At 74.0% G+C, this 14,848-nt stretch carries 13 protein-coding genes and 1 tRNA gene; 9 read left to right on the top strand and 5 right to left on the bottom strand.

The features are described from left to right. Positions 1–4 precede the first annotated feature (4 nt). Positions 5–415 (bottom strand): SRPBCC family protein, encoded by a 411-nt coding sequence (locus ACFY7E_RS08310; RefSeq protein WP_389482071.1) that lies wholly within the window; start codon positions 413–415, stop codon positions 5–7. Between the two features lie 437 nt (positions 416–852). Beyond that, positions 853–927 (bottom strand) — tRNA-Cys (locus ACFY7E_RS08305). Positions 928–1,119: 192 nt separating this feature from the next. Between ACFY7E_RS08305 and ACFY7E_RS08300 the strand changes: the two genes are divergently transcribed. The 6 genes from ACFY7E_RS08300 to ACFY7E_RS08275 all read left to right on the top strand — a co-directional run bounded on the left by ACFY7E_RS08300 (position 1,120) and on the right by ACFY7E_RS08275 (position 7,330). Next, a complete protein-coding gene (locus tag ACFY7E_RS08300) occupies positions 1,120–2,631 on the top strand; it encodes an MFS transporter (RefSeq protein WP_389482068.1) in 1,512 nt (503 codons plus the stop codon). Positions 2,632–2,663: 32 nt separating this feature from the next. Continuing rightward, positions 2,664–2,861 carry an Arc family DNA-binding protein gene (locus tag ACFY7E_RS08295; protein WP_389482066.1) on the top strand — a complete coding sequence of 66 codons (198 nt, stop codon included), beginning with the start codon at positions 2,664–2,666 and terminating at the stop codon, positions 2,859–2,861. Then, entirely contained in the window at positions 2,858–3,229 is a 372-nt protein-coding gene (locus ACFY7E_RS08290; RefSeq protein WP_389482062.1) for a type II toxin-antitoxin system death-on-curing family toxin, read from the top strand. The genes ACFY7E_RS08295 and ACFY7E_RS08290 overlap by 4 nt, the downstream gene beginning before the upstream one ends. A gap of 123 nt (positions 3,230–3,352) precedes the next feature. Continuing rightward, complete coding sequence (locus ACFY7E_RS08285) at positions 3,353–5,149, top strand: DEAD/DEAH box helicase (RefSeq protein WP_389482244.1); 1,797 nt, start codon at positions 3,353–3,355, stop codon at positions 5,147–5,149. 416 nt (positions 5,150–5,565) lie between these two features. Further along, positions 5,566–6,207: an IclR family transcriptional regulator gene (locus tag ACFY7E_RS08280; protein WP_053648453.1), complete on the top strand. Its 642-nt coding sequence runs from the start codon at positions 5,566–5,568 to the stop codon at positions 6,205–6,207. Between the two features lie 328 nt (positions 6,208–6,535). Beyond that, complete coding sequence (locus ACFY7E_RS08275; protein ID WP_389482057.1) at positions 6,536–7,330, top strand: S16 family serine protease; 795 nt, start codon at positions 6,536–6,538, stop codon at positions 7,328–7,330. Positions 7,331–7,452: 122 nt separating this feature from the next. Here ACFY7E_RS08275 and ACFY7E_RS08270 read toward each other — a convergent pair whose 3' ends face one another. After that, positions 7,453–7,932, bottom strand: coding sequence for an Lrp/AsnC family transcriptional regulator (locus ACFY7E_RS08270; protein ID WP_389482055.1), 480 nt, complete (start codon positions 7,930–7,932; stop codon positions 7,453–7,455). Between the two features lie 121 nt (positions 7,933–8,053). Here ACFY7E_RS08270 and hppD point away from each other — a divergent pair, with 121 nt between their 5' ends. Further along, a complete protein-coding gene (gene hppD / locus ACFY7E_RS08265; RefSeq protein WP_389482053.1) occupies positions 8,054–9,199 on the top strand; it encodes a 4-hydroxyphenylpyruvate dioxygenase in 1,146 nt (381 codons plus the stop codon). Positions 9,200–9,513: 314 nt separating this feature from the next. Here the strand turns inward: hppD and ACFY7E_RS08260 are convergent, their stop codons facing one another. After that, the gene (locus ACFY7E_RS08260; protein ID WP_389482051.1) at positions 9,514–10,965 is read right to left on the bottom strand and encodes a hypothetical protein; all 1,452 of its coding nucleotides are present in this window, start codon (positions 10,963–10,965) and stop codon (positions 9,514–9,516) included. A gap of 98 nt (positions 10,966–11,063) precedes the next feature. Here ACFY7E_RS08260 and ACFY7E_RS08255 point away from each other — a divergent pair, with 98 nt between their 5' ends. After that, positions 11,064–12,467, top strand: coding sequence for an FAD-binding oxidoreductase (locus ACFY7E_RS08255; protein ID WP_389482048.1), 1,404 nt, complete (start codon positions 11,064–11,066; stop codon positions 12,465–12,467). Between the two features lie 68 nt (positions 12,468–12,535). On the opposite strand, the gene ACFY7E_RS08250 is transcribed toward ACFY7E_RS08255, so the two are convergent. After that, positions 12,536–13,027, bottom strand: coding sequence for an SsgA family sporulation/cell division regulator (locus ACFY7E_RS08250; protein WP_389482047.1), 492 nt, complete (start codon positions 13,025–13,027; stop codon positions 12,536–12,538). 344 nt (positions 13,028–13,371) lie between these two features. Here ACFY7E_RS08250 and ACFY7E_RS08245 point away from each other — a divergent pair, with 344 nt between their 5' ends. Continuing rightward, entirely contained in the window at positions 13,372–14,820 is a 1,449-nt protein-coding gene (locus tag ACFY7E_RS08245; RefSeq protein ID WP_389482045.1) for an RDD family protein, read from the top strand. Positions 14,821–14,848: the final 28 nt, after the last annotated feature.

The raw sequence follows: 14,848 nt of genomic DNA, 5'->3' as shown, positions 1-14,848 counted from the left end.
GGCCTCAGGAGGCCTCCATCAACTCCTTGAGGCGGGCCAGGTCGGCGGCGACCGCCCCGGCGTCACGCTCGAAGTCGTCGTCGCTCGTCTCCGGCCGGCGGCGAAGGGTGAACACCACCTCGCTCCCGCTGCCGCCGGCGATCACCCGGACCGGGTTGTAGACGGTCTCCCCGGAGGGGAGCGTGACGTCGTGGTCGAGCACACCCAGCGCGTTGCGCGGCGCGAAGGCGACCACGACCCGCCCCATGGGGGAGGACTCCGCGATCCAACGGCCGTCGACGTTCTCGATGGATCCCCCCAGGCCATGGGCCCACGCGGGCAGATTGGCCGGGTCCGACGCGTAGGCGTAGACATCGTCGACGGTGCGGTCGATACGGACGCTGAGATGGCGCGAATGCGTGTCGGCACTGTTCATGGTGGTGACGGTAGCGGCCCTCGGCCGCCGTCCTCTTGAACGAATCGGACGCCTGGAATCCGAACGGAGAGGAACCGCGCGGACACCGGCGTCCCGAGCGCCGTACCCGGCTCCACCGGTCGAGAGGCCACGGGTCGGGGAGCCGCGGGACGGGGAGGCCGCACCCGCTCCTCGGGACCGTCCCTCCCGAAGGACCGAATCCGGATTCCGCACCCGTCGAACGGCGTCACTCCACGGTCCCGGTGTGCGCCGGCCCCGAGTCGTACCGGTCGGGGAACCCGTCCGGCGGGACGTCGAGCGCGTACCCCCTCGCGCTGAACCGTGATCATCGTCCGGAGGATCCGCTCCCGCAACGGGCTTCGTCTCCGCCCCGGCTCCTCGCGGGCCGAGCACGACGACGGCCCCGGACCGAGAGGACCGGGGCCGTCGAAGGGGCGTGGAGACCGTGGCGGGAATCGAACCCGCGTAACTCGCTTTGCAGGCGAGTCCCTGAACCACTCGGGCACACGGTCGTGTGGTGGCGACGAGTACGACCGTAGGGGGCCGCCCGGGGGTGCTCAAGGGTTCGCGGGGTCGTGCCACGCGACTGCCACACGCCCGCAACAATCCGTTCGCGGTCGTCCGTGCGGAGTAGGTCCGAGGGCCGAGCGATCACCGGACTTCCGACAGGGGTCATTCAGGTCTACACCTCTTACTCTGGGGGGATGAGCGCCCTCGAACCCCGCGACGCCGGCACCGACGCCGCCGTCACCCCGAGCCCCGGAACCCGACCCCGCGCCGACCGGACCGCCGGCCCGGGGTCCGTCCTCGATCCGGCCCACCGGGCGCTCAGCATCGGCATCGTCTCCGTCGTCCTGCTCATCGCCTTCGAGGCGACCGCCGTCGGCACGGCCATGCCCGTCGCCGCCCGCGAGCTGAACGGCGTGTCCGTCTACGCCTTCGCCTTCTCCGCGTACTTCACCACCAGCCTCTTCGGCATGGTCCTGGCCGGACAGTGGTCCGATCGCAAGGGGCCGCTCGCGCCCCTCACCGCCGGCATGTCCGCCTTCGCCGCCGGGCTGCTCCTCTCCGGGACCGCCGGCGCCATGTGGATGTTCGTCCTCGGCCGGGCCGTGCAGGGGTTCGGCGGCGGCCTCGTCATCGTCGCCCTGTACGTGGTCGTCAGCCGCGCCTACGACGAGCACCTCAGGCCCGCGATCATGGCGGCCTTCGCCGCGAGCTGGGTCGTCCCCTCGGTCGTCGGGCCGCTCGCCTCCGGCACCATCACCGAGCACCTCGGCTGGCGCTGGGTCTTCGTCGGCATCCCCGTCCTCGTCGTCCTGCCGCTCGCCCTCGCCCTCCCCGCCATCCGCCGCACCGCCTCCGGCCCCGCCGACCCGGAGGCGCCCGTCGCCCCCTGGGACCGGCGCCGGATCCGGCTGGCGCTCGGCATCTCCGCGGGCGCCGGGCTCCTCCAGTACGCCGGGCAGGAACTGCGCTGGCTCTCCCTGCTGCCCGCCGCCGCGGGCGCCGCGCTCCTCGTGCCCGCCGTACGGGGGCTGCTGCCGCGCGGCACCTACCGGGCCGCCCGCGGCCTGCCCTCCGTCGTCCTGCTGCGCGGGATCGCCGCCGGGTCCTTCATCGCCGCCGAGTCCTTCGTGCCCCTGATGCTGGTCACCCAGCGGGGCCTGAGCCCCACCCTCGCCGGTCTCTCCCTGGCCGTCGGCGGCCTCACCTGGGCGCTCGGCTCCTGGATCCAGTCCCGGCCGTGGACGGAGCCGTACCGGGAGCGGCTCGTCGTCCTCGGGATGGTCCTGGTCGCCCTCGCGATCGCGACGGCCCCGAGCGTCCTGATCACCGCCGTGCCCGCCTGGACCGTCGCGGTGGCCTGGGCCTTCGGCTGCCTCGGCATGGGCGCGGTGATCTCCTCCACGAGCGTGCTCCTCCTGAAGCTCTCCGCCCCCGAGGAGGCGGGCTCCAACTCGGCCGCCCTCCAGATCTCCGACGGCCTCTCCAACGTCCTCCTCCTCGCGGCCGGCGGCGCGGCCTTCGCGGCCCTCGGCGGCGGCGCGGTGGGCCACGCGGTCGTCTCCCACACCGCCGCCGCCACCGGCTCCCACCCGGCCGCCTTCGCCGCGGTCTTCCTGCCGATGGCGGGGGTGGCGGCGGCGGGGGCGTGGGTGGCCACGCGGCTGCACGGGGCGCCGGGACGGCCCGGTGACCCGAAAGCCCCCTGACACCACGTGGTACCGCGCGGTACCATGGCGTCATGGCCGGTCTCAACGTCAGGTTCACCGAGGAAGAGCTGGACGCCCTGCGCGAGCGGGCCGAGGCGGAAGGGCGCAGTATGCAGTCCTTCGCGCACGACGCCGTGATCCGGGCCGTGAACGAGCACTCCCGCCTCTTCGACGAGGCGGCCGAGCACGTGCTGAGGGTCAGTGAGGAGCTGAACCGGAGGCTCGCGTGACGTACTGCCCCAGGCTTCCCGAGCTCCTGAACCTCGCACAGCGGCTCGGCGCGGACGAAGTGCGGGACTACGGCCTCCTCGACTCCGCCCTGGCGCGTCCGCAGTCGAGCGTGTTCGGCCAGGACGCCTACCCGGACGTCTGGCAGAAGGCCGCGGCGCTCATGGAATCGCTCGCCCGCAACCACGCGCTCGTGGACGGGAACAAGCGCATCGCCTGGTACGCGACCTGGGTCTTCCTCCACATGAACGGGCACCCGCTGGACTCGGCCTTCGACGTCGACGAAGCGGAGGCGTTCGTCCTGGACGTCTGCCAGGGCGCCCTCGACGTCCCCGAGATCGCCGCGCAGCTGCCCCGGTTCGCGCGCTGAACCACCGACCCGACGTGAGGTGAATCGCACCGGGGTGGCAGTCCCCCCGTCGGGTACGAGGTCCGGGCCCGGCCGCCGGTAAGGTGGCCCGGTTGTCATATCTGGACGAGCGTCGAACCGGAGATCGTGACTACCACCGCCCCCTCCTCACACCACCTCTCTCCCGCCTTCCCCGGCCGCGCCCCCTGGGGCACCGCCGGCAAGCTGCGCGCCTGGCAGCAGGGCGCGATGGAGAAGTACATCCAGGAGCAGCCCCGCGACTTCCTCGCGGTCGCCACCCCCGGAGCCGGCAAGACCACCTTCGCGCTGACCCTCGCCTCGTGGCTGCTGCACCACCACGTCGTGCAGCAGGTCACCGTGATCGCGCCCACCGAGCACCTCAAGAAGCAGTGGGCCGCGGCCGCCGCGCGCATAGGGATCAAGCTGGACCCGGAGTACAGCGCCGGGCCGCTCAGCAAGGAGTACGACGGCGTCGCCCTCACCTACGCGGGTGTCGGCGTCCGCCCCATGCTCCACCGCAACCGCTGCGAGCAGCGCAAGACCCTCGTCATCCTGGACGAGATCCACCACGCCGGAGACTCCAAGTCCTGGGGCGAGGCCTGCCTGGAGGCCTTCGAGCCGGCCACCCGCCGCCTCGCGCTCACCGGCACCCCCTTCCGCTCCGACACCAACCCGATCCCCTTCGTCACGTACGAGGAGGGCAACGACGGCATCCGCCGCTCCTCCGCGGACTACACGTACGGCTACGGCAACGCCCTCGGCGACGGGGTCGTCCGGCCGGTCATCTTCCTCTCCTACAGCGGCAACATGCGCTGGCGCACCAAGGCCGGCGACGAGATCGCCGCCCGCCTCGGGGAGCCGATGACCAAGGACGCGATCTCGCAGGCCTGGCGCACCGCCCTCGACCCGCGCGGCGACTGGATGCCGAACGTGCTGCGCGCCGCCGACCAGCGCCTCACCGAGGTCCGCAAGTCCATCCCCGACGCCGGCGGCCTCGTCATCGCCTCCGACCAGGAGTCGGCCCGCGCGTACGCCAAGCTGATCCGCGAGATCACCGGCACCCGGCCCACCCTCGTCCTCTCCGACGACACGGGCGCCTCGAACCGCATCGACGAGTTCAGCGAGAGCGGTGACCGCTGGATGGTCGCCGTCCGCATGGTGTCCGAGGGCGTCGACGTCCCCCGCCTCGCGGTCGGCGTGTACGCGACGACGATCTCCACCCCGCTCTTCTTCGCCCAGGCCGTCGGCCGCTTCGTGCGTTCGCGCAGGCGCGGCGAGACCGCGTCCGTGTTCCTTCCCACGATCCCCAGCCTCCTCGGCTTCGCCAACGAGATGGAGGTCGAGCGCGACCACACCCTCGACCGGCCGAAGAAGGCGGGCGAGGACGAGGACCCGTACGCCGAGTCCGAGAAGGAGATGGCGGAGGCCGAGAAGCAGCAGGACGAGGACACCGGCGAGCAGGACATGCTGCCCTTCGAGGCGCTGGAGTCCGACGCCGTCTTCGACCGCGTCCTCTACAACAGCGCCGAGTTCGGCATGCAGGCCCACCCCGGCAGCGAGGAGGAGCAGGACTACCTCGGCATCCCCGGCCTCCTCGAACCCGACCAGGTGCAGCTCCTCCTCCAGAAGCGCCAGGCCCGGCAGATCGCGCACAGCCGCAAGAAGCCGGACACCGAGGCGGACCTCCTGGAGCTGCCCGCCGAGCGGCGGCCCGTCGTTTCCCACAAGGAGCTGCTCGAACTGCGCAAGCAGCTCAACACGATGGTCGGCGCGTACGTGCACCAGAGCGGCAAGCCGCACGGCGTCATCCACACCGAGCTGCGCCGGGTCTGCGGCGGCCCGCCGAGCGCGGAGGCCACCGCCGGGCAGATCCGCGAGCGGATCAAGAAGGTCCAGGAGTGGGCCACCCGCATGCGCTGACCCCCGTCCGAGGGGGATCCGAGGCCCGTACGCACCGCTGCGTACGGGCCTCGGCCGTCCCGTCGTGAATCGGGACCGGAACCGGTGCCGGCCCCCACGGCCGGCTTCCGGAACCACTTCCACGCTACGAGCGCGACATAGCCGTTCTTGTCGTCCGAAGTCCTCTCTCCGGCCGACGAAGGTCCCGAACCGTCTTCATACGGTCGCCGGCGCCCGGATTCTGGACGAGGTCTTCCGCTGAGCGGAGCGGGTCGCTACTGTCCCGGCTCAAAAGCATTCGCCCCGTGGCAGCGCCGCCGCGGAGCGCAGCCGGTGTACCCCTTCCTGCCGGCGGCCTCTGACGTGCGTCGCCGCGGGACCGGCGAGGCAACCCCGTGAGAGTCCCGCCTCCATCTCACTCCGAAGGAGAGGGCGTCGTGACCGCGGAGACCTCCCAGACGCTCGACCGGGGACTCAGAGTCCTCAAACTGCTCGCCGACACCGACCACGGCCTGACGGTCACCGAGTTGTCCAACAAACTCGGCGTCAACCGGACCGTGGTCTACCGCCTGCTCGCCACGCTCGAACAGCACGCCCTGGTCCGCCGCGACCTCGGCGGCCGGGCCCGCGTCGGCCTCGGCGTGCTGCGGCTCGGACGCCAGGTCCACCCCCTGGTGCGCGAGGCGGCGCTGCCCGCGCTGCGCTCGCTCGCCGAGGACATAGGGGCGACGGCCCACCTCACCCTGGTCGACGGGGCGGAGGCGCTCGCGGTCGCGGTCGTCGAACCGACCTGGACCGACTACCACGTCGCCTACCGGGCCGGCTTCCGCCACCCGCTGGACCGGGGCGCGGCGGGCCGCGCGATCCTCGCCGCCCGCCAGGGCGGCCTGACCGAACCGGGCTACACCCTCACCCACGGCGAACTGGAGGCCGGCGCGAGCGGCGCCGCCGCCCCGCTGGTCGGCGTGACGGGCGTCGAGGGCAGCGTCGGCGTCGTCATGCTCGCCGACGCCGTCCCCGAGCGGGTCGGCCCGAGGGTGGTGGACGCGGCCCGAGAGGTCGCGGACGCGCTGCGTTAGGGCGCGGGGCGGCCGCGTCGGGGCGGGGGCGGGGGGGTACGCGTACGGGGCCGGCCCCGGCCGTCGCGACCGCCTCCGGCCTGCGGGCCTTGGCGCTCCGTGTCACCCGTGCGGGCGCGGTCCGTGCTGCCCGTGCGGGCCGGGGCCCGCGTCACCTGTACGGGCTTCGGCCCGCGCCTCCGTACCGTCGCCGGGGCCGTCCCGCTCGGTACCGCCTTCCGGGCCGGTCCCGCCGGAACCACCGCTCTCCGGTTCGTCCGGACTCCGGCCCCCGTATCCGCCCGCGCCCCCCGCCCCGCGTCCCCACCCGTCCCAGTAGATTGGGGGCGTGCTCTCCCGTCTCTCCCGTCCCCGTGCCCTCGCGCTCTGCGCGCTGCCCGTCGTCGCGCTCCTCGCCGTCGTCGGGCTCGCGCCGCTGCCGTACGCGATCGCGCAGCCCGGTTCGACCGCCGACGTGCTGGGCGAGGACAAGGGGAAGCCGGTCATCACGATCACCGGCGCCCCGGTCCGGGAGACCGAGGGGCAGCTGCGGATGACGACGATCCTGGCGACCGGGCCGTCCGCGGACATCCGCTTCGAGGACGTGGCCGACGCCTGGTTCCGCACCGACCGGGCCGTCCTGCCGAAGGGGTCCGTCTACCCCTCGGGGAAGTCGGACGCGGAGATCGAGAAGCACAACCTGGGCCAGATGAAGCAGTCGCAGGACGCGGCCACCCTCGCCGCCCTCGGCTATCTGAAGAAGGACCCCGAGGAGGTGAGGGTGACCCTGAACCTCGCCGACGTCGGCGGCCCCAGCGCCGGGCTCCTCTTCTCCCTCGGCATCGTCGACAAGCTCGACGGCGACGGGGACGGCGGCGACCTCACCGGCGGCCGGACCGTCGCCGGTACGGGCACGATCGCGCCCGACGGTAAGGTCGGCGCCGTCGGCGGGGTCTCCCTCAAGACGCAGGCCGCCGCCCGGGACGGCGCCACCGTCTTCCTCGTGCCGAAGGCGGAGTGCTCGGACGCGGAGGCCGAGCTGCCGAAGGGCATGCGGCTCGTCCCCGTCACCGCCCTCGGCGACGCGGTGGCGTCCCTCAGGGCCCTGGAACAGGGGCAGGAGTCGAAGGTTCCGTCCTGCTGATCCCCGCAGGAGCGGCAGCCGCGGCGTGAAGTCGCTCGTGCCGGCCGCGCCCGGCCCCTTCCGGTCCCGGTCGTCCCGGGTGCCGAGGCGGGTGCCGGGCCCCCGGGCCCGGAGGCCGTGTCCTACGTCAGCGGCTCCCCGCTCGCCGCCTGCTCCACCAGCGGGATGATCCGCAGCGGCACCGGGTTCTCCATCACGATCGCCGTCGACGCCCGCACGATCCCCTCGAACCCCACCACCTTGTCGATGACCCGCTGGAGGTCCGCGTTCGAGCGGGCCACGAGCCGGCAGAGCATGTCCCCGTGGCCCGTGGTCGTGTGCAGCTCCAGGACCTCCGGCACCGTCGCCAGGTGCCCCCGCACGTCCGCGCCCTGCCCCTGCTTGATCTCCAGGGTCGCGAAGGCCGTCACCGGATAGCCGAGCGCCGCCGGGTCCACCTCCGGCCCGAATCCCCTGATCACCCCCGACGCCTGGAGCCGGTCGAGCCGCGCCTGCACCGTCCCCCGTGCCACCCCGAGGCGCCGGGACGCCTCCAGGACCCCTATGCGCGGCTCGCGCGCGAGCAGCCCGATCAGCCGCCCGTCCAGATGATCGATCGCCACAGCGGCTCCTCCGTGGTCAGCATGTACAAGTCGCCCGACCATCCTGGCCTGTCGCTGTACAGATTGACCAGCGAGTCAGCAAACTCTTGCGCACCTTGCCGAACGGCGGGACATTGCTGCCATGACTGAGACCATTCACCACACCCCCTCCACGGCGCGGCAGGCCGATCCCTTCCCCGTGAAGGGAATGGACGCGGTCGTCTTCGCCGTCGGCAACGCCAAGCAGGCCGCCCACTACTACTCCACCGCCTTCGGCATGAAGCTGGTCGCCTACTCCGGACCGGAGAACGGCAGCCGCGAGACGGCGAGCTACGTCCTCACCAACGGCGCCGCGCGCTTCGTGTTCACCTCCGTCATCAAGGCCTCCACCGACCGGGGCCGCTTCCTCGCCGAGCACGTCGCCGAGCACGGCGACGGCGTCGTCGACCTGGCGATCGAGGTCCCGGACGCCCGCGCCGCCTACGCGTACGCCGTCGAGCACGGCGCCACCGGCGTCGCCGAGCCGTACGAGGTCGAGGACGAGCACGGCAAGGTCGTCCTCGCCGCCGTCGCCACCTACGGCAAGACCCGCCACACCCTCGTCGAGCGCTCCGGCTACAGCGGCCCGTACCTCCCCGGCTTCGTCCCCGCGAACCCGATCGTCGAGCCCCCGGCCAAGCGCACCTTCCAGGCCATCGACCACTGCGTCGGCAACGTCGAGCTCGGGAAGATGAACGACTGGGTCGGCTTCTACAACAAGGTCATGGGCTTCACGAACATGAAGGAGTTCGTGGGCGACGACATCGCGACCGAGTACTCGGCGCTCATGTCGAAGGTCGTCGCGGACGGCACCCTCAAGGTGAAGTTCCCGATCAACGAGCCCGCGATCGCGAAGAAGAAGTCGCAGATCGACGAGTACCTGGAGTTCTACGGCGGCGCGGGCGTCCAGCACATCGCGCTCGCCACCAACGACATCGTCTCCACCGTGCGCTCGATGCGGGCCGCCGGCGTCCAGTTCCTCGACACCCCCGACTCGTACTACGACACCCTCGGCGAGTGGGCCGGCGAGACCCGGGTGCCGGTCGAGATCCTGCGCGAGCTGAAGATCCTCGTCGACCGCGACGAGGACGGCTACCTGCTCCAGATCTTCACCAAGCCGGTCCAGGACCGCCCGACCGTCTTCTTCGAGATGATCGAGCGCCACGGCTCCATGGGCTTCGGCAAGGGCAACTTCAAGGCCCTCTTCGAGGCGATCGAGCGCGAGCAGGAGAAGCGCGGCAACCTCTAGGAGCCGCCACGCGCGCGCGGGGAGGGGGTCCGGGGCAGCACCCCGGACCCCCTCCCCGCGCCACCGACCGGGCCGGCCCGGGCCCGGCCACCCACCGGCCCGGCGCCCGGCCCAGGCGTTCCGGCGGGACACGGGGCCCGCCCGGGACGCCACCCTTCAAGGACGGCCGGGTACGCGCGCGCACCTGACCGCACGCGCGCGTACCCGGCTCCCCGGGCCGTCCGGACCGCGCCTACGCGCGCGTGCCCGAATCCGCAGGCCACTCGGACCGCGCCTACGCGTGCGCCCGGACCCGCGGCCCGTCCGGAGCCCGCCTACGCGTGCGTGCCCGGACCCGCGGCAGTCTTCTCCGGGCCCGTCCCCTTCTCCGCGTCCGCCGTCTTCTCCGTACGCGCGGACCCCTCCCGCCCCACCCCCTCCGGCAGTTCGTCCGGCGGCTCCCCGAGTGCCGCGAGCGCCGCCTCCGCCCTCGGGGCGTGCAGCGGCGAGAAGGCGGGATTGATCCGCAGGGCCTCCGCCAGGCGGCGGCGGGCCGGGCCCCGGAGGTCCAGCGCCCGCTCGATCTCGCCCCGGTGGTACGAGAAGAGGGCGCTCCGCAGCCCCTCGTCCGTGGCCCGCCTCGCGTACTCCAGGGCCTCCCGCGCCCGCCCCGACCGGAACAGCGCCCACCCCAGCGCGTCCGCCACCCCCACCGAGCGGTGCCCGCGCGCCCACTCCGCACGCAGCCGGGCGACCGCCGCCGCCGGATCGCCGTGGTCCGCGTCGAGCAGCCCCAGGGGGACCACCGCCCGCGCCCAGGTGCCCGTCCGCAGCCGCTCGTACAGGGCCCGCGCCTCCGCGTCCAGGCCCAGCGACTCGTACAGCTCGCCCGCCTCCAGGGCGTACTCCGGCAGCGGCAGCCGGGCCAGGGCCGCCCGCCAGTCCCGTACCGCCCCGTCCGTGCGCCCCAGGGCCGCGAGCGCCCGCGCCCGGCCCGCGAGCGAGGGCCCGTGGTCCCGTACGAGCCGCAGCGCCGCCCCGTGCCGCTTCAGGGCCTCCTCCGGCTCGCCCCGCTCCCACGCCAGGTCCCCGAGCCGCCCCAGGGCCGCCGCCCTCTCAGCGTCCGCCTCCGCGAGCGCCACCGCGTCCAGGGCCGCCGCGTCGGCGTCCTCGCGCCAGCCCCGGTCGCGGTACGTCTGCGCGGCACGCGCGCGTACCACCGCGCCCGCGTGCAGCTCCTCCAGCTTCTCCATCGCCGCGCGCGCCGCCCCGTAGTCGCCGAGGCCGTTGTACGCGTCGATCAGGACCGGGTACACCGGCCAGTGCCCCGGCTCCGCCTTCCGCACCCGCTCGCCCCACTTCCGGGCGGCCCGCCAGTCGCCCCGCGCCCCCGCGAGGGCCCCCAGGCCCAGCTGCGCGGCCGTGTTGCCGCGCGCGGCCGGACGCGCGGCGAGGGAGCGGCGCAGCGCCTCCTCGGCCCGCGGATGGTCCCGTGCGTCCCCGAGCCGCGTCCCGCGCTCCACGTACGCCGCGCCGAGGTCCGCCCAGGACTTCCCGTCGTCCGGATGGGCGCGCAGCCACTCCTCCCGGTCCGCGATCAGCGCGGCCAGGTCCGGCAGCGCCGCCTGCGCGCCCGCGTGGGCCGCGATCACCGCCCGCTCCGCCGGTCCCGGCGGGTGCGGCGCCCCCCGGCCGAGGAACTCCGGGGCGTACAGCAGCGCCGTCGCCGCGAGCACCGCGCCCGCGCCGGCGGCGAGGACCGTCCTCGACACGTTCTGGCTCTTCACGGCACTCACTGTGCTCCCGGCCCCGCCCGTACGGAGAGCACGCGAAGCGCCCGCTCCGGCGGGTTCACACCGATGGCCCCGGGTGCCACGCTGGACGCATGGACGATCTCCAGACGCCGCAGAAGGACGACCTCCGGTCACGGCTCCACGAGCGCCTGCTCGCCGGACTGCCCGCCGAGGCCCTGCTCACCGACCCGGACGTGACGGCCTCCTACGCCCACGACATGGCGGGCTTCTGCACGGCCGGCACCCCCGCGGCCGTCGTGCTCCCGCGCACCGTGGAACAGGTGCGGCACGTCATGCGCACCGCGACCGAACTCCGCGTCCCCGTCGTCCCGCAGGGCGCCCGCACCGGTCTGTCCGGCGGCGCCAACGCCTCCGACGACTGCATCGTGCTCTCCCTGGTCAAGATGGACCGCATCCTGGAGATCGACCCCGTCGACCGGATCGCCGTCGTCGAACCGGGCGTGGTCAACGCCGTCCTGTCCCGGGCCGTCGCCGCACGGGGCCTGTACTACCCGCCGGACCCGTCCAGCTGGGAGACGTGCACCATCGGCGGCAACATCGGCACCGCCTCCGGCGGCCTGTGCTGCGTCAAGTACGGGGTCACCGCCGAGTACGTCCTCGGCCTCGACGTCGTCCTCGCCGACGGACGGCTCCTGACCACCGGCCGCCGCACCGCCAAGGGCGTCGCCGGATACGACCTGACCCGGCTCTTCGTCGGCTCCGAGGGCAGCCTCGGCGTCGTCGTGAAGGCCGTCCTCGCCCTCAAGCCGCAGCCCCCGGCGCAGCTCGCGCTCGCCGCCGAGTTCCCCTCGGCCGCGGCCGCCTGCGCCGCCGTCTGCGCGATCATGGAGCGCGGCCACACCCCCTCGCTCCTCGAACTGATGGACCGTACGACCGTCCGGGCCGTCAACGAGCTGGCGCGCATGGGTCTGCCCGACACCACCGAGGCGCTCCTCCTGTGCGCCTTCGACACCCCCGACCCGGCCGCCGACCTGGCCGCCGTCGGCGAGCTGTGCGCGGCGGCGGGCGCCACCGAGGTCGTCCCGGCCGCCGACGCCGCCGAGTCCGAACTCCTCCTCCAGGCCCGCCGGCTCTCCCTCACCGCCCTGGAGACGATCAAGCCCGCGACGATGATCGACGACGTGTGCGTGCCCCGCACCCGGCTCGCCGAGATGCTCGACGGCACGGCGGCCGTCGCGGAGAGGTACGGCCTGACCATCGGCGTCTGCGCGCACGCGGGCGACGGCAACACCCATCCCGTCGTCTGCTTCGACCACACCGACGAGGACGAGTCGCGCAGGGCCCGCGAGTCCTTCGACGAGATCATGGCGCTCGGGCTCGCCCTCGGCGGCACGATCACCGGCGAGCACGGCGTCGGCGTCCTCAAGAAGGAGTGGCTGGCGCGCGAGTTGGGGCCGGTCGGCCTGGAGCTCCAGCGCGGGATCAAGGCGACCTTCGACCCCCTCGGGCTCCTCAACCCCGGAAAGCTCTTCTGACACTCCGGGAAGCCCTCCCGGCGCCCCGGAAAGCTCTTCTGACGTCGCACGGGCACCCCGCGGCGGATTCAGCGCTCCTCGTCCCGCGACTCGTCCGACGGCCACGGGTCGCGCAGCCACGGGTCGTCGGCGGACACGGTGGCCGCGAGCAGCTCGGCGAGCCCGTCGTCGATGCCGAGCCGCTCCGACTCGGTGCCCGGCGGCACCGCGCGCAGGGTCCGCTCCAGCCAGGCGGACACCTGCGCGGACGGGGCTTCGAGCAGGGCGTCGCCGTCGGGGGAGGAGAGCGCCATCAGGAGGACGCCGCGGCCGTCGACCTTGGTGGGCCAGACGCGGACGTCCCCGTGGCCGCAGGCCCGGAAGACGCCCTCCACGAGCAGTTCGCGCGCGAAGGTCCAGTGGACCGGGTGGTCCGTGCCGACGTGGAAGGTGACGTGGACGGCGTACGGGTCGTCGGTCAGGTAGGCGAGCCGCGCGGGCACCGGGACGGCGCGCTCGGGGGAGAGCACCAGCTTCAGCTCCAGCTCGCGCTCGACGGTGGTGTTGTCGGTGTTCTGCATGGTCGTACTCCTTCTCACGGACGGCCCCGGGCGGGCCTTCACCAGGAGAGAGCGGGGTGCCCGCGACTCATTACGCGACTTCGGGAAGATTTTTTCGGGAAGTTTTTCCGGTCCCGTGTGCCCGGGGTGGTCCCGGGCATGCTCCTCTGGACGAGCGAAAGAAAGGCATCGGCCCGAACATCACGTGGAGTGACCAATTCCGTGGAGTGTCGCCCGAAGGCGGCCTTTCTCGTCGGCTCTTTCATCCCTCGGCGGGGTTCTTCGTTACTGTCATCCCTGGGCGCGGCACGCCCGGCGCGCTGCCGTGCGGATCAAGGGCGTTGTGACTGAACGGAGTCGGGGCAGTGGCTACTCCTCCTGGAGGCGGCGGCGAGGTACCGCAGGCGGGGTACTACCCGGACCCGTCCATTCCCGGATACATCCGGTACTGGAACGGGGGCGCGTGGGTCCCCGGCACGAGCCGGCCCGCCCCCTCGGACGGCGACGCCCCGTCCCGGCCGCCCGCCGCCGCGGCCCCGGCCGGCCCGATCCTGGCCCCCGGCCCCGCCCCCGCGCCACAGGCCGCCCCCGAGCGGCCCGCCGCCTCCGTACCGGCCCAGGCGCAGGCCCCGGAACGGACCCCGGCGCAGCCCCGGTCCCAGGCGCCCGCGCACGTGCCCGCCCAGGCGCCCGCGCCGGCCCCCGCCCCCGTGGCGGCGCAGGCCCGGCCGGAGGCCCCGGCTCCCGTCCGGGCGTCCGCCCCCGCCCCCGTACCCACCGTGGAGGAGACCGGGCCCGTCTTCCTCGACGAGGACCCGGCCCCGGCGGAGTCCGCCCCAACCTGGCGGGCGGACGGCTCCCGGCAGGCCGGCTCCGGCGGCGACCGCGACCGGGAGATCTCCTGGGGCGCGTCCCGGACCCCCGACCCGCGAACCCCGGTGGAGTGGCCGGTCGCGGGCGCGGACGAGCAGGCCGAAGCCCAGCCCCGGGCGCAGGCCCAGGCGCCCGCCCCGGCCCGAGCCCCCGCTCCGGCGCGGTCGGCGGACCCCCGCCCGACCGGGGGAGCGGCGCGCCTCGGCGGCATGCCCGTCACGCCGATCCCCACCCCCGCCCCGGCGCCCGCGCCCCAGCCGGCCCCGGACCCCGCACCCGCCCCCACCCCCTCCTGGGTCCAGCCGCAGGCCCAGCCCCAGCCGCAGTCTCAACCCCAACCCCAGGCACACCCCCAGCCTCAGCCCCAGTCCCCACCCCAGGAACAGTCCCAGCAGCCGGTCGTCCCCTGGAAGCCGCCGGTCGAGGACCCGTTCCTCCAGGCGGCCCGCGCGCAGGCCTCCGCGCGCCCCGCCGGGCTCGGCAGGCGCCTGGTCGCCCGCCTGATCGACTCGGTCGTCGCGGGCGCCCTCGTCGGCGCCGCCGCCCTCCCCTTCGTGACCGCCGCGCTCGACCACATCGAGGGCAAGATCGAGGCGGCTCGCCGGTCCGGCACCACCGTCCAGGTCTGGCTGGTGGACTCGACGACCTCCGTCCAGTTCGGCATCGCGCTCGCCGCGCTGATCGTCGTCGGGATCCTGTACGAGGTGCTGCCGACCGCCAAGTGGGGCCGCACCCTCGGCAAGAAGCTCTGCGGGATCCAGGTGCGGGACATCGAGGCGCACGAGCCGCCGACGTTCGGCGGGGCCCTGAAGCGCTGGCTGGTCCACGGCGTCCTGTGGCTCCTGGCCGTCGGCGTGCTCAACGTCCTGTGGTGCCTCTTCGACCGCCCCTGGCGCCAGTGCTGGCACGACAAGGCCGCCCGCACCTTCGTGGCGCGCTGACCGGGCGGGGAGCGGGCCGGACACCGGG

Origin of the sequence: Streptomyces sp. NPDC012825 (assembly GCF_042900925.1) — a bacterium.
In the GTDB taxonomy this organism is placed as follows: domain Bacteria; phylum Actinomycetota; class Actinomycetes; order Streptomycetales; family Streptomycetaceae; genus Streptomyces.
Note: the sequence above shows the minus strand (reverse complement) of the source record. Positions and strands in the feature narration are given on the sequence as shown.

What these genes read in the sequence shown, in the direction of transcription:
- ACFY7E_RS08255 (WP_389482048.1), top strand. Translation starts at nt 11,064, where the DNA reads ATGGACGATCTCCAGACGCCGCAGAAGGACGACCTCCGGTCACGGCTC.
- ACFY7E_RS08310 (WP_389482071.1), bottom strand. Translation starts at nt 415, where the DNA reads ATGAACAGTGCCGACACGCATTCGCGCCATCTCAGCGTCCGTATCGAC.
- hppD (WP_389482053.1), top strand. Translation starts at nt 8,054, where the DNA reads ATGACTGAGACCATTCACCACACCCCCTCCACGGCGCGGCAGGCCGAT.
- ACFY7E_RS08250 (WP_389482047.1), bottom strand. Translation starts at nt 13,027, where the DNA reads ATGCAGAACACCGACAACACCACCGTCGAGCGCGAGCTGGAGCTGAAG.
- ACFY7E_RS08295 (WP_389482066.1), top strand. Translation starts at nt 2,664, where the DNA reads ATGGCCGGTCTCAACGTCAGGTTCACCGAGGAAGAGCTGGACGCCCTG.
- ACFY7E_RS08300 (WP_389482068.1), top strand. Translation starts at nt 1,120, where the DNA reads ATGAGCGCCCTCGAACCCCGCGACGCCGGCACCGACGCCGCCGTCACC.